The organism is Paenibacillus sp. GCM10027627, from assembly GCF_042675505.1.
Taxonomy (GTDB): Bacteria; Bacillota; Bacilli; order Paenibacillales; family Paenibacillaceae; genus Pristimantibacillus.
On record NZ_JBHTHB010000001.1, the window covers coordinates 1,130,162 to 1,154,932 of the forward strand.

A 24,771-nucleotide genomic window follows, 5' to 3' on the forward strand; every position below is an offset into this window, starting at 1 on the left:
ATAAGAGCCGATTTTTGAATATTTTTTAGAGCCAAATCAGGGAGGAATACGATGTACGGCATTTATATTGAAAAGGGCTCGCCTCTTTCCGTAACGAGGCAAATATGCGGTCAGCTTCGCTCAGTCATTGAGTCCGGCGGACTCGCTGCCGGTACCCGGCTTCTTCCGACACGAGTATTGGCTAAGGAATGGGGAATTGCACGCAACATTGTCATTGAGGCTTACGAGCAGTTAACCGCCGAAGGTTATTTGGAAGGCCGAACGGGATCAGGCACGTTTGTGGCGGAAGGAATTGCGACACCCACGCAAACCCGACTGCAAGAACCGTTGCAAAAACAAGAGGTGACCGAATCCGTTTCGTTCAGCAGCCGCGACATCATCGATTTTGCAACGGGCCTGCCGGATCAAACCCTTTTTCCGAGGGGCTTGTGGGCCAAATATGTAAAAAAAGCAGCCGAGGCCGATGCAGGGCACGTGTCCGGATATGGAAACCTTCTGGGCGACCCCGGCTTGCGGGCCGCTATTGCCGACTATTTATACCGAACGAAAGGAATTGACAGTCCGCCGGAAAGAATTATGATCGTATCGGGCTCGTCAGAAGGGATGCTTCTGACCGCCTTAGCCTTATCTGCCGACTACCACTCCGTGTACGTAGAAGATCCCACTATTGGGTTTGCCCGCGATATTTTCAGCGCTCTAAATTATCGATTGGTGCCAGTCGGCGTAGATCACAACGGAATGGACCTCGATAATCTGACTCGGTTTGAGAAAGGGCATCTGGCTTTGCTTACGCCATCGCATCAATTCCCTACTGGAAGCCTACTATCCATTCAGCGCAGGCAAAAAGCGATCCGGATGGCGGAAGAAGCCGGCGCCTACTTGCTCGAAGACGATTACGACAGCGAATTTCGGCTAAAGGGGATTCCTGTTCCCCCTATGTTAGCCCTGTCCCCTGCCAGAGTTATTTATATGGGGACATTCAGCAAAACGTTGTCGCCGGGCCTCCGAATCGGATTTTTAATAGCTCCTCCAAATCTGGTTGGAACGATTGCAGCAACAAAAGAACGGCTTAATCTGTTTACCCCGCTTACGATGCAAAAGGCGCTAGATGCATTTATTCGGGATGGACAGCTGGAACGGCATATTCTAGCCATGAAAAAGGTGTATAAAAAAAGAAGAGCTCTCCTAAAGGAACGTCTTCAAAGCAGCTTTGGCGCTGATATTTCCATCTTGGGTGACGAGGCAGGCATGCATTTGCAAGTCCGTTTCCACTCCCCTTTGGTCGCCGAACTGCCTTGGCACGATACGGAAAGGTTTGGTTTTCAAATAGAGCGAACCTGCGAGTACAAAATTTCAGAATCGCCCTATCCGCAAGGCATCGTGCTTGGTTACGGCAACTTATCCAATAAAGAAATCGAAGAGGGCGTAGCCCGCATCCAGCGGTTTGTACTCTCGCATATCCCGGCCACTTAATACCAAAAGCCTTTGTACGGGGCGGGCTCCTCGATTGTTTCACCGAGCTGCTCCGCCGCCGTAAGCGCCCAAAACGGATTGCGCAGCAACGATCTTCCTACCGCAATCAAGTCGGCGCGTTTGTTGCGCAATACTTCTTCCGCTTGCAGCCCGCTTGTAATCAGTCCGACAGCGGCAGTCGGAATTTCCGCCGCTTGGCGGATCGCTTCGGAATACGGCACTTGGTAGCCGGGATAAACATCCGGTTTGACAGGAAATACGCCGCCGCTGCTGGCATCGATGAGATCGACGTCTTGCTCCTTCATCCAGTTGGCATAACGAATCGTTTCTTCGATGCCGTTGCCGCCTTCGCCATATTCGTTCGCCGATACGCGGACAAAAAGCGGTCCGTCCCAAACGCTGCGTACAGCGTCGATCACTTCACGCAGCAGACGGTACCGTCTCTCTGGGGAACCACCATAATCGTCCGTCCTTCTGTTCGTATGCCGAGAAAGAAACTCGTTCAGCAAATAACCGTGCGCCGCATGCAGCTCGATAGCGTCGAAACCCGCCTCCTTCGCCCGCGCCGCTCCAACGCGAAAGCTTTCTACAACCTCTTTTATTTCCGGGATGGTTAGCGTGCGGCTGCTCCTCCCTTGATGAGGCAAGCCGGATGCCGATACGGCAAGTCCCTCCAAGTTGGATTTGCGGCCAGCATGCCAAAGCTGGATGCCCGCTTTTGAGCCTTGCTCGTGGAGCGCATGAACGATACGGCGAAACGCTGGAATGTGCTCGTCGCTCCATATGCCAAGCGAGCCGGCATCCCGCCCTTCTTTCATAACAGCCGTTACTTCCAGCATAATGAGTCCCACTTGGCCAAGCGCCCGCGCTCCGTAATGGAGCAAATGCCAATCCGTTGCGAAGCCGTCTTCCCCCGCCGAAACGGTTCCCATGGGCGACATCATAATCCGATTTTTCAGTTCCATTTCCCGAATTTTGATTGGACTAAACAGCATGCTCATCTTCCATTCCCCCGTTGTCTTTTTTATTTTCAATTTTGGTTTTATTATATAGAGGAGAAGCAGGCAATTGAATGGAATGAATAAGGTATTTAGGTTTCTTTTGTTCATTATTAAAGAAATATTGGCATGTTGACTTAATAAAAAAAGGAGAGCGGCGGAATGGATACAACGGATAAAAAAATCGTAGAATTGCTGCAGGAGCAAGGGAGAATTTCGATGAAGGAACTAGGCAGCGAAGTTGGCCTTTCCCAGCCTGCAGTGGCGGAGAGGGTGCGCAAGCTGGAGGAGCGCGGAATTTTGCTCGGCTACCGTGCTGTCGTTTCAGCGGAGAAGGTGAACAAAACAACAACCGCCTATCTCATGTTCCATACCAAAGATTGTGAAGGATTCATTGCGTTTTGCAAACAATCGGTCGACCTTATGGAATGCCACCGCATAAGCGGACAATACAACTATTTATTGAAGGTAACGACGGAATCTATGCAGAGTCTGGAAACGTTTATTAACGCAAGCGGCAAATTCGGCGATTCCGTCACGCTCATTGTGATGTCTTCGCCCGTTGAATACAAACCGCTAATCCCGATTGCGACCGTTTAAAAATAAGGACGATATCCGTTAGGCTCACGCCTGCGAATATCGTCCTTTACACTTTTGCCTACTGGGATAAGCTTTCTAGCAGCGCTTGAGCTTCTAGATGGTCTGGCTCTTGCGCAAGCGCAGCCTGCAAATATTGCTTGGCCTGCTCGATCATGCCCATCTCACAGCAGCATACGGCAAGGCAGCACCAAACCGTTGGCAGAGGTTCCTCTTCATCCGTTTCCACCGATTTTTCCAGAAAAATCTTCGCGTCCTCGTATCTCTCCATTTCAAACAGCAACAGACCTGCATCCAAAGCCAAGTCGTACCGCTGCTCCAATTTGTAATAAGACTTCCACATCAATCGGATCCCTTGAACTATATCGTCCAATTCCTCATCATTTGCCTTTAGGATGAGGCTCGACAGCCGTTTCGCGCTTTGAACAAAAAATTCCGCATCGTATCCGCCAAGCCGCCAGAAAGCCAGCAACTGCTTTAGCTTCATGGAATGGATGCTGCGATCCGCCCACTCTTTTAAGCTGTAGAAGTCATCCGGTCCAAAACGTTCAACAAACCGCCGATAGGCAAGCCGTAATTGCGTGCAGTGGGGCGGGTTGTCCACCATGATTAGGCAGCCTACATTTATATTTTGATAATGGTGTGCCGTTAACAGCGGCAAAGCTCCCCTTTGTTCCCAAACATGCAAAAGGGCATGGTAATTGGCCGTAAGCGAAAAGCTGCCGTGCACAACGAGCTGCGGTGGCTCCGCATATTTCCAGCTTTCGAGCAAATGATCCCCCTTGTCTGCCGTCAGCAGCACAAAGCCGGCTTCCGATAAAGCATGCAATCGCTCTATACAAGCCAGGCCTGCCGCCGGGAACAAAACATGAGAATCTTCCAGCTCCTCCCGGTAAAGCGAGATGACCTCCCGGTATGGCGACGAATCATCTTCATAATGGGGAGCCTCGCGATAGCTATAGCTAAGCGGGACATGCTTCAATGCGCCCGATTCATCGGAGGTCCCTTCTCCTTCTTCCAGCTCCAGCATGACTTCGCATTCCAGCACCCTTCCTTCCTTTATATAAATCAATTGTTGCGGGATCGCATCAAAAAAGTAATTGGCGACAATGACAACCGGCTGCTTCAAGCTGCCAGGGCTAATCGTCTCTTTGGAAACAAGCAAATGCAGCTCAGCATCCTGCATGGCGTCGAATTTGGCAAAATCGAGCAGACCGGAGTCCACAAACCGCTTTAACGCGTGATGCTCTCGCCAAGCGTCGATATTGGCTTCTGCCAAATCAGTCAATATATATTGAAACGGCGGCAGTTCTAAGCCGGCATAATCGATCAATTCGCATAAGCGGTCCAAAAGATGAAACGCAAGGCGACCATGGCCCGCGCCCAATTCGGCAATGACGACCCTCTCTTTTGGCCACTCGCTTTTGGCTCGGTCTTGAAGAAAGCCGAATATCATTTCCGCATAAGCCGTCGCCATCATAGGATTGCTTGAGCTGTATTGCGGTACCTGATCGTTGGTCCAGGCGTTTTTCCCCTTCTCTTCGTAGTAGCTTCGCTGCCACTCCCAAAATGGCGCCTCGTTAAAAAGGTACCGTTTCTTACTCTGTTGCGTCATTTTATCTATACCTGCTTTCGGTTTATAGTCATGGATGATCTTTTTCCCATCATATCATATTAACACGGAACAAACGGCAAAGCCCGTTTCTGCGACGGACAGCAGCCATGGATTTGAGGATATGTACACATTTTTCATATATGTAGGGAACAGCTTATACCCTTTTATACTAGTCACATAGTATATTTCAAATCTATTTTTTCTTTTAATTAGACACATTCAATCAAACACTTTGAGGAGGGAAACATCAATGTCTCAAGCCAATCTGCCCAACATTACTCCTTCTATCACCGTCACGCGCGAAGATGCCATCAACTTGCTTTTGTCGTCCATTGCACTCGAGGAGCTCGGGCTAAGTCACATTATTAATGCGGAAGGCGAAAAAATTCAATATGTATTAGGAACGCTTCCCGGCGTAACTGCACCGCCTGCAACGATAAGCGATTTGCTGAATATCAACGAAAGCGTACTCAGCACACTGAAAGTGGCTACTCAAAAGGAAATGATTTTGCAGACCAAGCTGGATAGCATCTTGAACACGCCGATATCCGTCGGCCCTACAGGGCCAACGGGATCGACTGGAGCGACAGGTCCAGCAGGAGGCCCGACAGGTCCGACGGGCGCAACGGGCGCGACTGGCGCTACAGGGGCGACGGGCGCGACGGGATTAACCGGAGCGACGGGCGTTTCAGGAGCGACAGGAGCAACAGGCGCGACTGGTGCGACGGGTACGACAGGCGCAACTGGCGCGACGGGAGCGACTGGAGTAGGAGCAACGGGGCCGACTGGCGCGACTGGGGCAACAGGAGTTACAGGGGCGACTGGCGCTACAGGTACGACGGGAGCGACTGGCGCAACGGGCGATGACGGAGCGACGGGTGCGACTGGCGCGACTGGGCCAACAGGTGCGACAGGTGCGACAGGCCCGACTGGCGACGATGGCATTACAGGGGCGACGGGCGCTACAGGAGCTACTGGCGCGACTGGCGCAACGGGTGCAACGGGCGACGACGGAGCGACGGGCGCAACGGGAGCGACAGGGCCAACAGGATCGACAGGCGCGACTGGTGTTACGGGTGACCCAGGAGCAACAGGTGCGACTGGTGCGACAGGCACAACAGGTGCGACTGGACCAACGGGTGCAACGGGCGACGACGGAGCTACTGGACCAACGGGTGCGACGGGCGCAACTGGACCTACAGGTCCAACAGGCGCTACAGGTGTGGATGGAGCTACTGGAGCTACTGGGGCAACAGGAGCAACGGGCCTTACTGGTGCTACTGGTGTGACTGGGGCGACGGGCGCTACAGGTGCGACTGGTTTGACAGGAGCTACGGGTGCGACTGGAGCTACTGGAGCGACCGGCGTTACAGGTGCTACAGGAGCAACTGGAGCGACTGGCGCTACAGGTGCGACGGGCAGCGGTGCGATTATTCCTTTCGCTTCCGGAATTCCGACATCCTTAACTACCATTCTTGGCGGACTCGCCGGAACCGGCGGACTTGTTGGCTTTGGCAGCAGCGCTCCTACGCTGAGCGTGCTTGGAGCAACAATCGACTTGACGGGCGCTTCGGGAACACTGTTGAACTTTGCCTTCACCGTTCCAAGAGCTGGCACGATTACTTCCATCGCAGCTTACTTCAGCACAACGCTTGCGCTCAGCCTTATTGGATCGACCGTAACGATTCAAGCTCAACTATATAGCTCAACTACGCCTAACAATACTTTTACCCCGATACCGGGAGCAATCGTAACGCTGGCACCAAGCTTGACAGGCATTATCGCCATCGGAGCGATCAGCAACGGAGCGACTACGGGACTCAGCATTCCCGTTACGACGCAAGAGCGGCTATTGCTCGTCTTCTCGGCAACCGCTACTGGCCTGAGTCTAATTAACACGATTGAAGGTTACGCCAGCGCTGGCGTTACGATCGCATAATAGACAAACAGCGCAAAAGAAACCGTCTTTGGGGAATGGCCTCGCAATCGGGCCATCCTCCAAGGGACGGTTTCTCTATTTTATATATGTCCAAATCTCCTAATCCAAAAGCCGTCTTGCAATCGCGCTATACCTTTTGTGTGTATTTCTCACGGGCTAGCTCAGTCGCTTCTACCATATTGCGCAGCGAAGCAATGGTTTCCTCGCGGCCGCGAGTTTTTAAGCCGCAATCCGGGTTAATCCAAAACAGCTTTGGATCAAGCACACGCAAAGCGCGTTCGATCATACTGGTCATCTCTTCCACACCCGGTACGCGAGGGCTATGAATATCATATACGCCAAGGCCGATGCCAAGCTTGTACGTATTCTCCTCAAAGCTATGGATAAGCTCTCCGTGGCTGCGGGACGTTTCGATCGAAATAACATCCGCATCCATCGATTCAATGGAATCAATCATATCGTGGAATTCACAATAGCACATATGCGTATGAATTTGCGTTGTATCTTGAACCGTACAAGTCGTCATACGGAACGCTTTGACCGCCCAAGACAAGTAATGAGCTTGATCCGCTTCTTTCAGCGGCAATCCTTCGCGCACGGCCGGCTCATCGACCTGAATCATCCCGATACCCGCCTGCTCCAACGCTTCAACTTCCTGTCTAAGCGCATATGCAAGCTGGTAAGCAATTTCCTCGCGGCTAATGTCATCACGAACAAACGACCAGTTCATAATCGTAATCGGGCCTGTCAACATCCCTTTGACCGGACGTTTCGTTTGCGATTGAGCATATACCGTCTCTTCTACCGTCATCGCCTCTTCGAAGGCCACATCTCCAAAAATGACTGGCGGCTTTACGCAGCGGGAGCCGTAGGATTGGACCCAACCGTATTGGGTAAAAGCAAATCCGGCAAGCTTTTCGCCAAAAAATTCGACCATATCCGTCCGTTCAAACTCGCCGTGAACGAGAACATCGATCCCGATCTCCTCTTGCAGCTTGACCCACAGATCAATTTGCTCGCGAATGAAATCGCCGTACTGCTCGTTGCCCCACTCGCCTTTGCGCCAAAGCTGGCGTGCCTTGCGAACTTCAGCCGACTGCGGGAAGCTTCCGATCGTTGTCGTCGGCAGCAATGGCAAATTCCATTTGTGCTGCTGGGCGATATGGCGATTTGCAAACGATTGGTTCCGGTTTGGCTGCAAGCCGCTAATCGTTTTAACGGTTTCCTGCACATCGCGGCGGTTGCGCTCGCTGGACTGTTTAAGTGCGGTAATCGCTTGTTCGCTTTGCTCCAACTGCTCGGCAACGGCGGCTTGCCCTTCATTTACCGCTTTAGTCAGTAAAGCGATTTCGGTCAGCTTTTCATCGGCGAACGCAAGCGCACCCTTCAGTTCCGGCAAAAGCTTTGTTTCATTCTGCACCGTTACAGGAACATGAAGCAGGCTGCAAGACGATTGAACGATAAGGTGATCGGACGAAACGACTGCGGAAAGTTCGCCGAGCAGCGCCAGCTTCTCCTTGAGTGAAGCCTTCCAAATGCCGCGGCCATCGATCACGCCGGCACCAAGTACTTTGTCCTGCGGGAATCCAAATTGCTGGATAGCCGCCACGTTGCCGGACAGCCCATGGACAAAATCAAGGCCGATTCCTTTAACCGGGAGCTGAACGATTTCGTTGTAGCTCTCTACTGCTTCAAAATACGTTTGCAGCATAATGCTCAGCTGCGGCACGGCTGCGGCGAACGTATCGTAAATCGTTTTCAAACGGGCAATATCTTGGCCGCTTACTTTAGTGACGAGAATCGGCTCGTCGATTTGTACCCATTGCACTCCCTCAGTTGCGAGCTCTTGCAATACTTGAACGTACAATGGAAGCAAACGTCCGATCCATTCGTCAGTCTGCGACGCATCGTATCCTTTGGACAGCTTCAGAAACGTCAGTGGACCGATAATAACCGGTCTGCCTTCAATGCCTAGCTTTTCTTTTGCTTCGCGATAAGCGGCAAGAGGTTTATTTTCAGCAAGGCTTGGCTCCGCTCCGTCTAGTTCAGGAACGATGTAATGGTAGTTGGTATTAAACCATTTGGTCATTTCGCTGGCAGTCGCGTCTTTTGTTCCACGGGCGATGCCATAATAAACGGACAAAGGAACTACACCGCCGTCATAATCGAATCGCTTCGGCACAATTCCGAACATAGCAGCCGTATCCAGCACTTGATCGTAAAGGCTGAAATCATTGACTGGAATGTAGTCAATTCCCTGCTCCTGCTGCTTCCGCAAATGATTCAGACGGATTTCCTGAAGCTTGTCAAGAAACTCCCCTTGTTCCAGCTTGCCTCCCCAAAACGATTCCAAAGCCTTTTTCCATTCACGGTCCGCGCCAATACGAGGATAGCCGAGCACACTGCTTTTTGCCATCTTGCAACACTCCTATACAAATTGTTACAAGAAAGATACCATGATCGCTTAGATATAGTGTAACTGGATTAAACTATATCTAGATATAGTCAAAAACTATACCGGAGTGCGGCGTCGGCCGTGGTTGGGAAACATTATTGGGCAATAGCCGATTTTAGCGCTTCAACATATGCAGATCCGAGCAGCGATAACGACGTATTTTTATGGGAAATCCAGCCTACGTTTATATTTTCTTCACAGTCCAAAGGAACAGGAATAATGGCGTTTCCGTTCAAATCGGCGCTTAGGACGCCTGTCGAAATCGTATAACCGTTCAGCCCGATCAACAAATTAAAAAGCGTTGCCCGGTCGTTGACCGTTATGCTTTTTTTATGCGACAGCGTGCTCAAAATTTCTTCCGAAAAGTGAAACGAGTTGTATTCCCCTTGATCAAATGACAAATAAGGATATTCCTGCAGTTGGTCAATCGTCACGATCTTTTGCTTCGCGAGCGGATTGTGAACGCTTATAAAAACATGCGGTTTGGCCGTAAATAAGCTGTTGAATTGCAAATTCGCCGATTTCAGAAGCTTGTTAATGACTTTGCCGTTGAATTCGTTCAAGTAGAGGATGCCGATTTCACTGCGCATGCTTTTGACATCTTCTATAATTTCATAGGTTTTGGTTTCCCGCAGCGCCAGCTCGTACTCCTCATGCCCATGCTCCTGCACCAAGCTGACAAATGCGTTGACGGCAAAGGCGTAGTGCTGTGTCGATACCGAAAAATGCTGCGGCGACGGCTTGGCGTTCAAATAGCGGTTTTCCAGCAGCTCTGCTTGCTCGACTACCTGACGCGCATAACTTAAAAACTCTACCCCTTCTTTGGAGAGAGAGATTCCCTTATTCGTTCTTTCAAAAATGGCGACCCCCATCTCTTCTTCCAAATCTTTGATCGCGTTTGAGAGACTGGGCTGGGAAATAAACAGCCGTTTGGCGGCTTCGTTTATAGAGCCTCTGGTGGCAACCTCAATGACATATTTAAGCTGCTGCAACGTCAACGTCGTATCCCCTTCCAACCGTTTTTTACTCCCTATTATACAACTTAAATGAGGTCTGTCGCCGCTACTTTACTTTGGTCGGCTTATTTGTTTTCATGGTAGTGTTCTACATAACATGGCAACATTCCGTATTGTTGTTTTAGCGAAGTTTCGGATGCCATTCATTAAAGGTCAGGTGCCTCCATTGCCGCAAAGCGGTCGCCGGCAGAGACACCCGATCTCAAGGCTAATTGTCCAAAAAGGGACTCGCCGAGCGCTCTAGTGGTTTCTTACACAACTAAATCTCCAAATCGGGGCCATGCTTGACCTCCAGTGGTTTCTCACACAACTAAATCTCCAAATCGGGGCCACTCGTGACCTCTAGTGGTTTCTTACACAACTAAATCTCCAAATCGGGGCCACGCTTGACCTCCAGTGGTTTCTCGCACAACTAAATCTCCAAATCGGGGCTCCGCGAGACCTCCAGTGGTTTCTCACAGAACTAAATCTCCAAATCGGGGCTCCGCGAGACCTCCAGTGGTTTCTCGCACAACTAAATCTCCAAATCGGGCCCACGCTTGACCTCCAGTGGTTTCTCGCACAACTAAATCTCCAAACCATGGCTCCGCGAAACCTCTAGTGGTTTCTAGCACAATGGAGGGCGCTGCTCATTACAATTGCGCTTTTCCCAAAAAAACAGAAAAAGGGCTTTTCAAAAGGGCAATGACAGATGAGCCACTCCCAAATGTAGAGCCAAAAAGCCTTCAAATCCACCGCTACAGTGGATTTGAAGGCTTTTTTATTGCTGGAAATCACTATTACATGAGAGGGCAATCATCATTGATTTATAGGAATGCCCTTTTTATGAAAGCCCGAAGTTGCAATTGCTGTAGATGAACAATGATGTGGACGATTTCATCCGGTATGCATCTTGTTTCCTATTGCTGTCTCTTCCCTATCTGTCTCTATCCTATTTCCATTTCTTTCCTAATGCCATCTCTTCCCTACTGCCGTCTCCTTCTAGCTACCGCGAAAATAACGGCCGTGGCCAGCAAACCTCCCGCAAATCCGCCAAGATGAGCGTATAGATCGACATTGGGCATGACGATAGAGTAAATAACGCCGACTACAAGAATCGTCTGAATGGCGACCGCATTGTCTTTTCCAAACACATCCTTATAAAAGATGGACAAATACAGATAAGCCGCATAGATGCCATAAATGGCTCCCGAAGCTCCCGCCCCGATAAAATCGCCGGGATGGAGCCAGTAGCTCGCGATGCTGCCAATAATGCCGGACGCTAAATAAAGAACAGCAAATCTCCATTTCCCAAACATTCGTTCAAGCGGCGCGGCAAATACATACAGCGCAAATCCGTTCATAAGCAAATGCATAAACCCGATATGAAGAAACATCGAGCTGACGAACCGCCACGGCTCCGGCCCCGCATATCCTTCCAATTTAAACATTGCGCCAAATTCAAACAACGTAGCGTTGGAGGTCGAAGACCCCGCCACTTCCATTGCGATAAACAATCCAATATTGATTAGCAAAACAACACTTATGACCGGATATAACCGGATATATTCCTTTAAGCTTTCACTGCGTAAAAACATACCGACCATGCCTCCTTATCGGATTTGAAGCCTATTATATTATTGGACCCGAGCTCCCATGTCTAAACTGCCGCTTTAGAAATTAAAATGATACCACTTCTAACGATAGTTCGCTATAGGAGGATATGGTTATTGGAATAGGCGGCTCGACTCATTATTAATAAAAAAAGCGCAAGCCCAAAGGCAATCCCCCAGTGCTAGCGCTTTATATTCATCGTCAAAGGTTATCCGAGGAGAAGGAGCAGCGGATACGAAATCCGCTCGCTTCCTCGAAGAAACCCTTTAAATACTCTCTACCGCATCCCCCTTGCGAATGCCTCTCAGAAAGGCTTGCACAACACTCGGATCAAAATGGCGGCCGCTTTGGTTCTCGATTTCTGCGATGGCTTCTTCAGACGTCCACGCCTTTTTGTAAGGCCGTTCATGCGTGAGTGCATCGTAAAAGTCCGCAAGCGCCACAATTCGAGCTTCTATCGGAATGTCATCGCCGCGAAGCTGCTGTGGATAGCCGGTGCCGTCCCACTTCTCGTGATGCGACCTTGCAATCAATTCCGCCATTTTGAGCACGTCGAAGGAGCTTCCTTCCAAAATGCTCGCCCCAATCGTCGTGTGGCGTTTCATGTGCTCAAATTCTTCTTCTTCAAAGCGGCCCGGCTTAAGCAAAATAACATCGGGAATGCCGATTTTCCCGATATCATGCAGCGGAGCGGCCATGCTGATCTGCTCGACAACCCGCTGAGGAAGCCCTAATTCCAATGCGATCATATTGGATAATTCACCGACGCGCTGCGTATGCATGCCTGTCATGTCGTCCCGGTATTCTGCCGCACGCCCGAATAGCTGCAAAATTTCCAGCTTGGCCTGCTGAAGCTGTTCCGTCCTTTGCTGCACACGTTCCTCCAGCAATAAATTATGGCGCTGAAGCTGCTTGTGAAGATCCCGGGTTTTTAATAAGTTCGTAATACGCAACACAACCTCGTTTCGATCATAGGGTTTGGTCAAAAAATCGTTGACGCCTGCTTGCAGCCCCTCTTGCTTCGCCTTAGGCGTCACGTCAGCTGTCAGCATTAAAACGGGCAAGTAGTTGTCTTCGCCAATCTGCTCGCGGATCAGCTTAAGCGACTGGATTCCGTCCATTCCGGGCATATGCAAGTCCAGCAAAATAATGTCTGGGTCCACATCAATAAGCATTTGCCCAATTTGATGCGGATCCATAGTACTGAATATATGCTGAAACCCTGCACGGCCGAGAATTCTTTCCAGCAGGCTGATATTGTATTCTTGATCGTCTACAATTAATATTTTCGCATGATTCGGAGCAAATGATGCCACGTTAGTCCCCCGCTTCTGTAAAGCTTTATTTCGCCAGCAATTGCTGCATTTTTTGCAGCAAACGTTCCAAATCGATCGGCTTCGTATCGAAGTCGTCGCAGCCTGCCTGGAACGCTTTTTCGTCATCGCCGGCCATCGCATGTGCCGTCAGAGCGATAACGGGGATCGATTTCAATGCTTCATTCCCCTTTAGCGTTCGGGTCGCTTCCCATCCGTCCATAACTGGAAGACTCATATCCATCAGAATCAGATCGGGACGCTCCGAGTCCGCTATCTCCACACCTTGCAGCCCGTCTACCGCCGTCAGAACTCGATAGCCTTTGCGGACAAGCCGCCTGCTGAGCATGTCGCGATTCATCTCGTTGTCTTCCACAAGCAAAATCGTATGCATTATTCCGCTGCTCCTTTCTTACTGTCATCCTTTTGCAGTAGGTATGTCTGAATTTCGGCGAGCAAAGATTTTGGATGAAAAGCTCCCTTTTGAATAATATTTTTTACGCTGCCGGTCAGCTTTTGCCGCTCCTCCATCGAAATCTCCTTCGAAGACAGGACAACAATTGGAACTTTGCATGCTTCATCCTGCTTTTTGAGGGTCTCAATAAATTCAAAGCCGTCCATTTCAGGCATCATTAAATCGAGTACGATTAGCGAAGGAAGCTCCCGGGCCATCATTTCCAAAGCTACAGCTCCATTGGCGGCTTCCGTTACGTTGTATCCGTCCTTCCGCAGTTGCCGCGTAATCAGCTCGCTGGCGGAGGCATCGTCTTCAATGACTAGAACCGTGCTCTCACGCCTGTTTTTTAAATAACGCTCCATAACGGCAATCAACTCATCGCGCTGGACGGGCTTCATTAAAAAATCAGTCGCTCCAAGCGAATAGCCCTGCTGCTTGTCATTTGTCATCGACCAAATAATAACGGGTATATCGGCAAGTTCGGCGTCGCTTTTTAGTGCCGTCAGCACACTCCATCCGTCCATGCTCGGCATTAATATATCGAGGCAAATGACTTTAGGCCGAAGCTTCTTCGCCAGCCGCAGTCCTTCGGCGCCATTGTTTGCAAAAGCGAGCGACCAGCCTGTTTTCGCCAAATACCGTTCCATCAGGTCGCGGTTAAACGTTTCGTCGTCAATAAGCAAAATATGAATGTCGCTTCCTTGCTCTTCGTCCATTAATCCACTTGCCGCTTGCAGCCCGGCTCTTTCGGGATCAATCAGCTTTTGCGAAGGTGAACCCGGCAGCCAGCAAGTAAACGTCGTTCCGACGCCGAATTCACTCTCCACCCGAATGTCTCCGCCCATAATTTCGCTGAATCGTTGGCTAATCGCAAGGCCAAGACCCGTTCCCCCATACTTTCTTGTTGTAGAAGCATCGGCTTGTGTAAACGGCTGAAACAGCTTGTCGAGCTGCTCCGGCGTCATGCCAATCCCCGTATCTCGCACAGCAAACCGGTATCCGCTTCGCTCATTGCGCGTCTCCTCGCTAATTTCAAACAGGATGGAGCCGGATTCCGTAAATTTATTGGCATTGCTGAGCAGGTTGAGCAAAATTTGCCGCAGCTTGGTCACATCCGTCGTTATTTCATAGTGATCCTCGCATTTCACTTGAAGACGATTGCCTTTGCCCGCGGTTAAAGGACGAATCGTCGTCATCACATCCTGGACAAGATCTCTTAAAGCGCAAGTTTCCAAATGGAGCTCCATTTTGCCCGCCTCAATTTTGGAAATATCCAATATATCGTTGATGAGCGCCAATAGATGATTGCCGGCTTTGCTGATTTTCGCCAAATCTTCGGCAAACGTCGCTTCGCCAAGTTCCTCCGCTTCCTCTTGCAGCATTTCGCTATAACCGATAATGGCATTTAGCGGTGTCCGCAGCTCATGGCTCATATTGGCCAAAAACTGGCTCTTGATCATATTGGCCTTAATCGCTTCGTCATGCGCTTTCGCGAGCTGCTTGGTCTTCTCTGCGAGCGCTGTTTCCGCTTTAACCCGGTCCGTAATATCCGTTCGAATCGCAATAAACTGGCGAGGACGAAGATTATCGTCGAGAAAAGGAACAATTGTCGTATTCATCCAATATTCGGTGCCGTCTTTGGCGCGGTTTTTCACTTCGCCCCTCCAGCTGCGGCCTACCGTAATCGTCTCCCACATCTCTTTAAAAAAAGACTTGGGATGAAACCCAGAGTTTATGACGCGATGCGTTTTGCCAATCAACTCTTCCCTATCGTATTTGGATATCTCGCAAAACTTCTCGTTGACATAAGTAATAACGCCTTTGTCGTCTGTGATGGCCACGATCGAGGAAGCATCAAGCGCATCCTCAATATCCCGCAAATTGTCCATCGCTTTAACTAACTGGCCCTCGCTTACTTTGCGGTCTGTAATATCCGTCCCGATCGAAATTCGCTGGTAGACGGTTCCTTCATCGTTGACAAAAGGGACAACCGTCAAGTTGACCCAATATTCGCTGCCGTCCTTGGCACGATGCTTTAGCTCGCCCTTCCACACCTTGCCATCTGCCGTCATATCCCAAAGCTCTAGCGCCATAATTCGAGAATGATAGCCGGAGCTAATTTTGTCATAGCCTTGTCCTATAATGTCATCCCGCTCATATTTCGATTTCTCGCAAAATAGCTCGTTGACAAAGGTGAAAATGCCCTTATCATCCGTAATTGAAATGGTGGACGTTTCCCCTAAGACCGTTAACGCATGCAAAACATCCTGTTGGATCGTTGACATGATCTTCTCCTATTCATCTTAAGAGTGTGTACTCGATTAACCGGTATTCGCTTCTCTTATCGGTCTAAATAGCTCTTGATCTCCTCAAGCAGCGCTTGCGGGGAAAAAGCTCCTTTTTGAACAATGTTTTGAACGTATCCGTTCAGCTTTTTTCGGTCTTCGGGAGTTAGCGTTTTGGCTGTGAGCACAACGACCGGAATCGTTCTCCAAGCCTCTCTCATCCTTAGTTCCTCAATAAACGTAAAGCCGTCCATTTCCGGCATCATCAAATCTAGCAAAATGAGCGAAGGAGGCCGCTCGCGCGACAATAAATGGAGTGCTTTAAGACCGTTTCCGGCCTCCAAAACGACGAAACCTTCCTTGCGCAGCGTTCTTGCCGCAAGTTCGCTGGCCGCCGTATCGTCTTCAATGACAAGAATAGACTGGTACTCTTCTTCAGAGGGCAAATATCGATTTATAACACTAATTAATTGCTCCCTTTGGACGGGCTTCATTAGAAATTCCGCCGCCCCCAACAAATAACCCAATTGCTTGTCGCCGGCCATCGACCAAATAATAACGGGAATATCCGCCAGCTCAGGATCGCTTTTCAGTGCGGTCAGCACACTCCAGCCATCCATGTTTGGCATCAGTATATCGAGACAAATCACTTTCGGCTTAATTGCCTTCGCCAGCCTCAGCCCTTCGGCTCCGCCCGCTGCGGCAACAAGCTTCCAGCCTGTTTTGGATAAATATTTCTCCATTAGTTCTCGGTTAAACGCTTCGTCGTCGATCAGCAAAATATGTACGTTCTTTTCGCTTTCGCCAGCGGTAACGACAGGCTCCAAATGTTCGACAGCGGGCGATTCCTCGCTCGCAAGCGGCTCCTCGGAAGGCAGCCAGCAAATAAAGGTTGTTCCTGCGCCAAGCTCGCTCGTCACTTCAATGGTGCCGCCCATCATTCCCGCAAAATTGCGAGTAATGGCAAGGCCAAGCCCTGTGCCGCCATATTTACGGGTGGTCGAGGCATCCGCTTGCGTAAACGGACGAAATAGCTTGTCCACCTGCTCGGGTGTCATGCCGATGCCCGTATCGCTTATGCGGAAGCTATAGCCCGCACGCTGGCCTCTTGCTTCTTCGCGAATGTCGAAAGTAATCGTTCCAACGTCTGTAAACTTATTGGCGTTGCTGAGCAGGTTGATTAAAATTTGGCGGAGCTTGGTCATATCGGTCCAGATAGCCATATTTTTGCTCAATACCGTCTCCAGTCGATTCCCTTTCCCGTCGATGAGCGGCCGCATGGTCGCCATAACTTCATCGATGATGTCCGACAGGTTGCATATTTCAATATGAAGCTCCATCTTCCCCGCTTCAATTTTGGAAATATCCAAAATATCATTGATCAGCACCAATAAATGTTTGCCGGCTGTATGAATGCGGGACAAATCTTCGGCGAAACTCGGTTCCCCCATGTCTTCCGCTTCCTCTTGCAGCATTTCGCTGTACCCGATAATCGCATTAAGCGGCGTCCGAAGCTCATGGCTCATATTCGCCAAAAACTGACTTTTGATCTGACTCGCTTCAATCGCTTCGTTATGCGCTTTCTCCAACTGCTCCGTTCGAATCGCAACCAGCTCTTCCAGATGCTCGTTCAACTGTCGAAGCTCCAAATTCATCGTATAAATTTCTTCCGATTTTTCTTGAATCTCGGAATCTTTCACTGCAAAACGTTTGGAAATAAAAATGCCGAATATCGAGATGGCAAGCGTAATTAATGTACCGGTTGAAATCAAATAAGCAAGCCATTCCTGATTTAATACGACGCCCGCCGACAATTCCGATTGATCCAGCGGCTGGAAACTAGCCCCCATCATTCCGGTATAATGCATGCCAGCAATGGCCGCCCCCATAATGAGCGCGCTGCCGAATTTCATCCACCGCTTCCCGGACTCCGCACCTTTCTTAAAATAGATCGCCAGCCACAAGGCTACGATTGAAGCAACCACAGCAATTAAGATCGACAAGGCGAAATAAACAGGGTCGTACGTAATGTTAATTTGCATAGCGGCCATGCCGATGTAATGCATCGACGCCACGCCAGCGGCTAGCCACGCCCCGCCTATAAAAATATGGCGCAATCGGGGCTCGCTTCGTCCCGCAATCAATAGCGCAACAAACGAGCCTGCAAGCGCCGCGATTACCGACAGCAGCACGATGCTTAAATCGTAGCTGACCGGTACCGGCAAGGTAAAAGACAACATGCCGACAAAATGCATCGACCAAATGCCCATTCCCATCGACAAAGCACCAAACAGCCTCCAGCCCCATCGCTGTCTGCCGCTTGAAGTTATGCTTCTTTCAACCATCCCTAGCAAAGTGTACGAAGCTACGACAGCTACAATATAAGAAATGACGACGAGCGTAGCATCATGCGAGCCGTGTAAATGCGTCAATTCCGCTCCTCCTTTTTCCGTTTAAAACGATGTAAATATTGCTAAATCACCATAGGTTACTCATTTATTTTACGCTGTTTGACCTATTATGAAAACTACTATTTCAAAATCATTTAGGCCCATATACTCAAGCCTCCGCGATTAAACGACAACCTCTGACATTTTGTTATTTTATTGATTTATATGGTTGCATTTTGAAAGAAAAATAGGCAAAAAAACGGCCTCTAAGATTTTTCGAACCTTAGTGGCCGTTTTTTTATAGCCTAAAATACAGGCTTGACTCATTTAGTTTTGTCAGAGCACCCTTTAAAGCGGCTAATGGAAAAGGGAGAGAGGTCATAGCGATCAATTCCGCTCCATACTTTTTCAGACAACAGCTCTCCGACGGCGCTGGCAAATTTAAAGCCGTGCCCGGAAAATCCGCCAGCAAGCCACACATTGGCGTGTTGCGGATGGTTGTCGATAATAAAATGCTCGTCAGGGGTTCGTTCATATTTGCATACCGCACCCCTCAATAGCCGTCCCGAGGCTTGCGGCATAGTCGTATTTAGCGCTCCACGCAAATCGCTCTCATCCTCCGAATAGTGTCCAAACGGTTCAAAGGTTTCATCCGGTTTCCACAGCTGGCCCGCGTCATGCCTCCCGATTTTGACTCCCGACTCGCGATAGCTTGGAAATCCGTAATACTCTCCTTGCCCATTGCTGAACGTAAATCCGGGAAACCGGGTATGATCGAATAGGGAGCCCGGTGCTTCAAACCAGCCCACCGCTTTGCGAACGGCTTGAATCGGGAGTTCCGCTTGCGAAACCTTTGTTTGAAACCACGCCCCCATACACAGAATCAGCTTGTCCGCATAATAGATGCCTTCCTTCGTTTCGACGGAGACGGAGTGACCATCTGCCCTATAGGTTATGATCGGAGTATGGGTCAGAAGTTTCGCTCCTTGACGAATAGCGAGGTTACGATAGGTCTGCACACATGCTTCGCTCAGCAGAAAACCCGCCTGCGGCTCGTATAGACCTCTAGTATGATCAGGGATTTGCAGCCCCTTCCATCTTCCACGAATATCGTCTGCGTTTAAGGATTCAATGGGAATGCGGTAGTTTGACGCTCGCTCTTCTTTTGTTTTTAACAACTCCGAATCCCACTGTCCCATATTTAAAACGCCTGACTGAACAAAAAGCGCAGCATCCCCTTCTGCTTCAAGCTCCCTCCATAAATAGTCGGAGCGCAGCGCCATTTCGGTATAAACCGGACTCCCAGAATACGCATGCCTCATTAACCGTGAATCGCCATGATGGCTTCCGGAGGTGTGCGGCGGATCAAAAGCGTCGATCATTAACGTTTTGGCACCGCTGCGGGCCAAATAATATCCCGCGCTCATACCCATTGAACCGGCGCCCGCAATAATCACGTCATAACTCACAGAAGGATTCCCCCTCTTACGGCTTATCGGATTTTTTCCTCATCGACCAAACAACAATCGGTATAAGCGTCAACGCAAGAAGTCCGCCTGTTAATGCCAATATAGAGTAACTAGATAGCGAGGCCAAAATGCCGGAAAGCGCTCCGCCCGAAGCGCCTGCAAGCGCAACCCAAACGTCCAGACTGCCTTGCGTTTTGGCTCTTGTTGAAGGAGCGGTATGATCTACAATAAGCGCAGTACCGCTAATTAAGCCCAAATTCCAGCCCAGCCCCAGCAAAGCTAGCGCTGCGATCATCGCAACCAAAGAATGGGGAGAACCAAATGCGGCAGTTAGAGCGGCGGCAAGCAAAATGACTCCCGAAGCGCATGCCATCGGCAGCCTGCCCCATTTGTCTACCAAATAGCCAGTTACGAGAGATGGAAGATACATAAAGCCGACATGAATGCCAATGACCAGCCCTACTTGGTTAAGATCATGTCCGTGATGCATCATATGTACGGGCGTCATCGTCATAATGGCGACCATAACCAACTGGGTCAAGATCATAATAGAAGCGCCAACCTTTATGCCTCTGCGAGAATGTGCGGATGCTACCGAGTTAGCAGAGCTGACTTGTGCTCTGCTCTCTTGCTCTGCTGCTTGCGCCAATAGTAAAGGATCTGGACGAAGCAAAAGGAGCAAAATAAGTCCCGCAAGCAGGAAGGCGGCAGCCGCCAGCAAAAAAGGTCCGGCAAGCGGCGGAATATGGAAGGAAGCAGCTACCTTGCCCATCATGCCAACCAAATTGGGACCCGCTACCGCGCCAAAAGTTGTCGCAACCATAGCGATGCTGATGGCCGTCGCCCGCTGTTTGGGCAACGCCAAGTCCGTCCCCGCATATCGGGCTTGCAAGTTGGATGCCGTACCAGCCCCATATAGTAATAGAAAGACAAAAAGCAAAACAATTGAATCCATAACAGCGGCCAGGACGATACCGGCGGCTCCGATGCCCCCCGTCAAAAATCCGGCAGCAAGCCCCGGCCTTCTGCCGAATCGGCTGGACAGCTTGCCCATGGAATAAGCGGCAATGGCTGAACCAAGCGTAATCAGAGCCGAAGGAATCCCTGCAATCGATTCCGTTCCAAGCATATCCTGAGCAAGCAGCGCTCCGACCGTTACACCGGCCGCAAGTCCGGCTCCGCCGAACAATTGCGCCAATACGACAATAATCAAAGTGCGTTTAAATATCCGGTGCCTGTGCTCCGGCTGAACATTCCGATGCAAGACGGAACGCTCGGATGAATCCGTCGCCACTCCTGTCTTCGCATTCATGAAAAACCACCCGCCTATCCTTTTATGTCTGAGTATGGTGTGTCCGTATCGTACTTCCGTCCCTCCGCAATGTCAATAACTTATTTTTTCTGTAATTGCGCTCATAAAAAAAGAAACCGCAATACTGCGCGGCTTCTTAATTCATAGTCTTATTCGTAACGGCAATTTGACCATTTCTACAAAATACGATAATGCATAACAAAACTCTACATTCTAAAAGCTAAAATAATATAAATTTTTAGTTCGCCGGACTGATATGGATGTCATATATTCTTCACTATAATGAACTTGAAATTGAACAATAACGAGGAGGAATGACTATGAAAAAAGGATTTCTGAAATCGTGCATAACCCGGCTCTTGTTGTCCGCTACCCTTGTTTTTGCAATTGTTGCTCCATTTTCTGCTCCTGTCAGTGCCAAAGCGCAAGAGCAAGCCCAGTGTTATCAATTGTTCAACAATGTTTATATTACCCTTACTACTGTATTTGGAGTGTCGCATGAAGCCGCATTTGCTGCAGCGCTGGAATTATATGATGACTGCCAGGCGAATAATCAGACCCCTCAGCCAAGCTAGCGCTATCCCCTAAAAAGACCTCGCTTCCAATTGAAAAATCCCCTAACGAGCCCCAACCGCGGCTTGCAATGCACCCTTCATATGGACATTGGCAAAACATTCAGCTGCTGTTCTAACCCGAGGTGTGCATTGCAGTCGTTTCTGAGCTTCCGCCACCAACTCCGATTTACAACTTAGTTTCTGTCGTACTTAATCATATGGTTCAGCATCATTCCGCCAATAATAATCCCGCCTACCATAATAACCGACATAATAACGATATAAAGCATGGGCAACGCCCTCCTTTTATAATTGCGATAGAGCTTTTTTGTGCTTAGTTGCTTGCTTCCATGTTAATCGCGTCTTATATAGTTGAGACCATCCAATTTGGGAGTAATTTTGACCATCCAATTAACTGACCACCATCCTATACCATCCAATTGAGCGGTAAAATTGCTTCTTTCGCGCCTATTCGTGGTATCATTTAAGCGAGTCAATCTCATGTAGTGAAAAACTCAAGCCAAAACGTAACGAAGAGATTAATGGGAGTGACAACTTTGTGGAAACCCGATCGCCGCGCGAAAAAAGCTATTTTTGAACAAATTGCCGAACACTTGGATCAAAAAATCGCCCAAGGCGAATATACTCCGGGATGTCTGCTTCCCCCGGAAAGAAAGCTGGCCGAACAGCTTGGAGTTAACCGAAGCACAGTCGTACAGGCCTATGCGGAACTTCGCGCGATGGGCGTCATTGAAAGCCATCCCGGCAGCGGGACGCGGGTCAGCATGACGAAATGGGGAGCCGTTCCTAAGCTCTCGCCCGATTGGAACAGCTATTCGGATGGAGGCAGCTTTTTGCCTAATGTGCCGTTTTTGCGAAAAATTAGAGAGGCGCTGGCGATTCAGCCGGAGCTGATCGACTTTGCAAGCGGCGAGCTGGCCGCCGATCTCTCTCCAGCAAAGGAAATTTCCGCATTAATGAAAGAGAGACAGTATGAAGGCTATTTGGGGTATGACGATCCTCAGGGCTATGCGCCGCTTCGAAAAACGCTCGTGGCCTACTTAGCAAAATATAGAGGAATACACGCAGCCGAATCCTCTATTCTCATTACTTCCGGCTCGCAGCAGTCGCTTTTTTTAATTACAAAATGTTTATTGTCGCCCGGGGACGCCGTAGCGATTGAAGATCCGTCTTACAATTATTCGCTGCCGATGTTTCAATCGGCGGGAATCCGGTTGTTTCGGCTGCCCGTTGACGGGCATGGAGTCCGGCCGCAAGATATAAGGGCATTATATAAAAAACATCGAATCAAAATGGTTTTTATTAATCCAAACTTCCATAACCCGACAGGTACAGTACTTGAAGACGAACGACGACGAGAGCTTCTGAACATCACAAGCGAGCTCGGACTTCCCATTGTGGAAGACGATCCCTTCAGCTTAACTTGTTATTCAGGCTCGCCCCCTGCCCCTTTTAAGTCGATGGATACGCTTGGATCGACGCTTTATATCGGGTCTTTTTCCAAAATTGCCGCTTCCGGACTGCGCGTAGGCTGGATGGTCGCTCCAAACGCCATTGTAGAAAGGCTGGCGGATGCGCGGCAGCAAATGGATTTTGGGCTGAGCGTCATCCCTCAGCAAATCGTCGCTTCTTTTTTGGAGTCGCCTTCTTTCGAGCCTCATTTGGAACGGCTCCGAATGGAGCTGCTTTTTAGGAGAGACTTACTAATCGAGGCGCTTAACAAAGAGCTGCCGGGCCTTGTTCGTTATTCCGTTCCCGAAGGCGGCCTGCATTTATGGTGCAAGCTTCAAACCGAGGTGCAAGACAGCAAGCTGTTTGAAGCCGCATTAAGGCAAGGCGTCGTATTTGTGCCGGGCAGCGTGTACGGCTCTAAGCCTGGATATGTCCGCTTTACGTTTGCAAGACCGAACATTGAAGAAATAGGAGACGGCATCGCCAAATTCGCCGCAGCGCTGCGGGAGCTTAAGCCTTAAGCCTTTTTCTCCACGAGACAAGCTTGATGGCGGCAACTCCTGCAAGCAGCGCCCATACGGGGGCGGAGATGCCGAACAAGTTGACCTGAAACGCAGCAACGGCAAACGCCGCGATAGCGGGAAATGACCCTTTTGCCCGGCCAGTAGTAGATTTGATGCTATTCCAAAAAATGCCCAGCAAAGAAAACCCCGTCATCAAGGCGACAAAAGGAACAGGCATCCATTGAATAAGGGGAATGACCTTCCACGAGAGCAGCCCAAACCCGATCACAATGACGCTTGATACGACGGCTGCTCCATATCTCCCTTCCCACTTGCCCGCTTCCTCGCTGCTGCAAACAGCGCTCATCATTCCCCCGATATTGGCGGCATGACCGCCAAACAAGCCGGCAGCCATTCCGGCAATGCCAGAAGCCACCATTGATTTGGTAACGGGCGGTTCGTAGCCGTTGTTTTTTAACGAGGCAAAAGCGACGGCCAAATCATTGCTCATTACAAGCAGCGAGATCGGCACCGCTATGGAAAACAAGGCTTCCGCCGAAAATGCAGGCATAACTGGGACGGGCATAGAAAAAGCGAACGAAGCAAGCTTGGGCCATCCGTTTTCGATTAAAAGCCCGATAAAGCCAAACAGAATCGCCCATATAGCGGGCGGCAACACTTTTGTAACGACTGGAAGTAAAAAATAAGCGGCAAGCGCCAGCAATCCGGCAAGAGGCATGCCCCCTATTGAAGAGGGGATTTTCAGCACATAAGGGAGAAGCAGTCCAGCAAGCAGCCCGTCGATTACATTTTTCGGAATATAGGCAAGCGCCTTCGCAAACCATCCCGTACAACCTGCCACAAATATAATGACTCCTGACAAAATGAAGCCCCCTGCCATTTCGGCAAAAGGAACATGTGCCGCCATCGTGCCGATAAAAGCGGCCGCCGTGATGGAATGAGCTCCCGCAAACGGCACTTTATATTTTAACGTCAACGCTAAATTGAGCGCTCCCCCTATGACGTAAACAGCCATAAACCAGGAAAGAAGCTGCGCTCTCTCCAGCCCGCCCGCGTTTGCCGCTTGCACAACCATGATTGCCCCACCCGTACAAGCCAGCAAAGCGGACATGACTCCCGTCGTAAACCGATGAATTCCCATGCTCTTCCCTTCCAACGCCATTTCAGGCCCTCGTTCTCATTCATTTGATCCTCAAAGAATACCTCATTTGGCCGCTTTTTCAACCATCCAATTTGAAAGCAAATGAGCCATCCAACTTTCAGTTGCGGATGTTTTACAAAGAAATCGTTCCGCACGCGCAAAAAAGA

At 49.8% G+C, this 24,771-nt stretch carries 17 protein-coding genes; 5 read left to right on the plus strand and 12 right to left on the minus strand.

Annotated elements, in window-relative coordinates; all coding sequences use genetic code 11:
• Positions 1-51: 51 nt before the first annotated feature.
• Positions 52-1,473 (plus strand): MocR-like pyridoxine biosynthesis transcription factor PdxR, encoded by a 1,422-nt coding sequence (gene pdxR, locus ACFQZE_RS05240; RefSeq protein WP_379354367.1) that lies wholly within the window; start codon positions 52-54, stop codon positions 1,471-1,473.
• Here the strand turns inward: pdxR (ACFQZE_RS05240) and namA are convergent.
• On the minus strand, positions 1,470-2,474 hold the full coding sequence (namA, locus tag ACFQZE_RS05245; protein ID WP_379354369.1) for an NADPH dehydrogenase NamA: 1,005 nt from the start codon (positions 2,472-2,474) through the stop codon (positions 1,470-1,472). The two genes, pdxR (ACFQZE_RS05240) and namA, sit on opposite strands and share 4 nt — an antisense overlap.
• A gap of 159 nt (positions 2,475-2,633) precedes the next feature.
• Between namA and ACFQZE_RS05250 the strand changes: the two genes are divergently transcribed.
• Positions 2,634-3,071 carry an Lrp/AsnC family transcriptional regulator gene (locus ACFQZE_RS05250; RefSeq protein WP_379354371.1) on the plus strand — a complete coding sequence of 146 codons (438 nt, stop codon included), beginning with the start codon at positions 2,634-2,636 and terminating at the stop codon, positions 3,069-3,071.
• Positions 3,072-3,129: 58 nt separating this feature from the next.
• Here ACFQZE_RS05250 and ACFQZE_RS05255 read toward each other — a convergent pair whose 3' ends face one another.
• Positions 3,130-4,683: an SAM-dependent methyltransferase gene (locus ACFQZE_RS05255; protein ID WP_379354373.1), complete on the minus strand. Its 1,554-nt coding sequence runs from the start codon at positions 4,681-4,683 to the stop codon at positions 3,130-3,132.
• Positions 4,684-4,933: 250 nt separating this feature from the next.
• Between ACFQZE_RS05255 and ACFQZE_RS05260 the strand changes: the two genes are divergently transcribed.
• Positions 4,934-6,622, plus strand: coding sequence for an exosporium glycoprotein BclB-related protein (locus ACFQZE_RS05260; protein ID WP_379354376.1), 1,689 nt, complete (start codon positions 4,934-4,936; stop codon positions 6,620-6,622).
• Positions 6,623-6,749: 127 nt separating this feature from the next.
• On the opposite strand, the gene metE is transcribed toward ACFQZE_RS05260, so the two are convergent.
• The 9 genes from metE to ACFQZE_RS05305 form a co-directional block, all read right to left on the minus strand.
• A complete protein-coding gene (metE, locus tag ACFQZE_RS05265) occupies positions 6,750-9,038 on the minus strand; it encodes a 5-methyltetrahydropteroyltriglutamate--homocysteine S-methyltransferase (protein ID WP_379354379.1) in 2,289 nt (762 codons plus the stop codon).
• Between the two features lie 134 nt (positions 9,039-9,172).
• The gene (locus ACFQZE_RS05270) at positions 9,173-10,075 is read right to left on the minus strand and encodes a LysR family transcriptional regulator (RefSeq protein WP_379355518.1); all 903 of its coding nucleotides are present in this window, start codon (positions 10,073-10,075) and stop codon (positions 9,173-9,175) included.
• A 983-nt stretch (positions 10,076-11,058) separates the two neighbouring features.
• The gene (locus ACFQZE_RS05275; RefSeq protein WP_379354381.1) at positions 11,059-11,670 is read right to left on the minus strand and encodes a rhomboid family intramembrane serine protease; all 612 of its coding nucleotides are present in this window, start codon (positions 11,668-11,670) and stop codon (positions 11,059-11,061) included.
• Positions 11,671-11,952: 282 nt separating this feature from the next.
• Positions 11,953-13,002: an HD-GYP domain-containing protein gene (locus ACFQZE_RS05280; protein WP_379354383.1), complete on the minus strand. Its 1,050-nt coding sequence runs from the start codon at positions 13,000-13,002 to the stop codon at positions 11,953-11,955.
• A 25-nt stretch (positions 13,003-13,027) separates the two neighbouring features.
• Positions 13,028-13,393, minus strand: coding sequence for a response regulator (locus tag ACFQZE_RS05285; RefSeq protein WP_379354385.1), 366 nt, complete (start codon positions 13,391-13,393; stop codon positions 13,028-13,030).
• Complete coding sequence (locus tag ACFQZE_RS05290; protein WP_379354387.1) at positions 13,393-15,741, minus strand: hybrid sensor histidine kinase/response regulator; 2,349 nt, start codon at positions 15,739-15,741, stop codon at positions 13,393-13,395. Before ACFQZE_RS05290 ends, ACFQZE_RS05285 begins: the two co-directional genes overlap by 1 nt.
• 56 nt (positions 15,742-15,797) lie before the next feature.
• The gene (locus tag ACFQZE_RS05295; protein WP_379354389.1) at positions 15,798-18,173 is read right to left on the minus strand and encodes a hybrid sensor histidine kinase/response regulator; all 2,376 of its coding nucleotides are present in this window, start codon (positions 18,171-18,173) and stop codon (positions 15,798-15,800) included.
• Positions 18,174-18,454: 281 nt separating this feature from the next.
• On the minus strand, positions 18,455-19,600 hold the full coding sequence (gene solA / locus ACFQZE_RS05300) for an N-methyl-L-tryptophan oxidase (protein ID WP_379354392.1): 1,146 nt from the start codon (positions 19,598-19,600) through the stop codon (positions 18,455-18,457).
• 16 nt (positions 19,601-19,616) lie between these two features.
• Positions 19,617-20,912 carry an MFS transporter gene (locus ACFQZE_RS05305; RefSeq protein ID WP_379354394.1) on the minus strand — a complete coding sequence of 432 codons (1,296 nt, stop codon included), beginning with the start codon at positions 20,910-20,912 and terminating at the stop codon, positions 19,617-19,619.
• Positions 20,913-21,232: 320 nt separating this feature from the next.
• On the opposite strand from ACFQZE_RS05305, the gene ACFQZE_RS05310 reads away from it, so the two are divergent.
• Both ACFQZE_RS05310 and pdxR (ACFQZE_RS05315) read left to right on the plus strand, forming a co-directional pair.
• Positions 21,233-21,487, plus strand: a complete 255-nt coding sequence (locus tag ACFQZE_RS05310) for a hypothetical protein (RefSeq protein ID WP_379354396.1) — start codon at positions 21,233-21,235, stop codon at positions 21,485-21,487.
• A 536-nt stretch (positions 21,488-22,023) separates the two neighbouring features.
• Entirely contained in the window at positions 22,024-23,460 is a 1,437-nt protein-coding gene (pdxR, locus tag ACFQZE_RS05315) for a MocR-like pyridoxine biosynthesis transcription factor PdxR (RefSeq protein WP_379355520.1), read from the plus strand.
• Here pdxR (ACFQZE_RS05315) and ACFQZE_RS05320 read toward each other — a convergent pair.
• Positions 23,450-24,604 carry a benzoate/H(+) symporter BenE family transporter gene (locus tag ACFQZE_RS05320; RefSeq protein ID WP_379354398.1) on the minus strand — a complete coding sequence of 385 codons (1,155 nt, stop codon included), beginning with the start codon at positions 24,602-24,604 and terminating at the stop codon, positions 23,450-23,452. The genes pdxR (ACFQZE_RS05315) and ACFQZE_RS05320 overlap by 11 nt on opposite strands.
• Positions 24,605-24,771: the final 167 nt, after the last annotated feature.

Coding starts and splice junctions, on each gene's coding strand:
- pdxR (WP_379354367.1), top strand. CDS start 52: ATGTACGGCATTTATATTGAAAAGGGCTCGCCTCTTTCCGTAACGAGG.
- namA (WP_379354369.1), bottom strand. CDS start 2,474: ATGAGCATGCTGTTTAGTCCAATCAAAATTCGGGAAATGGAACTGAAA.
- ACFQZE_RS05250 (WP_379354371.1), top strand. CDS start 2,634: ATGGATACAACGGATAAAAAAATCGTAGAATTGCTGCAGGAGCAAGGG.
- ACFQZE_RS05255 (WP_379354373.1), bottom strand. CDS start 4,683: ATGACGCAACAGAGTAAGAAACGGTACCTTTTTAACGAGGCGCCATTT.
- ACFQZE_RS05260 (WP_379354376.1), top strand. CDS start 4,934: ATGTCTCAAGCCAATCTGCCCAACATTACTCCTTCTATCACCGTCACG.
- metE (WP_379354379.1), bottom strand. CDS start 9,038: ATGGCAAAAAGCAGTGTGCTCGGCTATCCTCGTATTGGCGCGGACCGT.
- ACFQZE_RS05275 (WP_379354381.1), bottom strand. CDS start 11,670: ATGTTTTTACGCAGTGAAAGCTTAAAGGAATATATCCGGTTATATCCG.
- ACFQZE_RS05285 (WP_379354385.1), bottom strand. CDS start 13,393: ATGCATACGATTTTGCTTGTGGAAGACAACGAGATGAATCGCGACATG.
- ACFQZE_RS05290 (WP_379354387.1), bottom strand. CDS start 15,741: ATGTCAACGATCCAACAGGATGTTTTGCATGCGTTAACGGTCTTAGGG.
- ACFQZE_RS05305 (WP_379354394.1), bottom strand. CDS start 20,912: ATGAATGCGAAGACAGGAGTGGCGACGGATTCATCCGAGCGTTCCGTC.
- ACFQZE_RS05310 (WP_379354396.1), top strand. CDS start 21,233: ATGAAAAAAGGATTTCTGAAATCGTGCATAACCCGGCTCTTGTTGTCC.
- ACFQZE_RS05320 (WP_379354398.1), bottom strand. CDS start 24,604: ATGGGAATTCATCGGTTTACGACGGGAGTCATGTCCGCTTTGCTGGCT.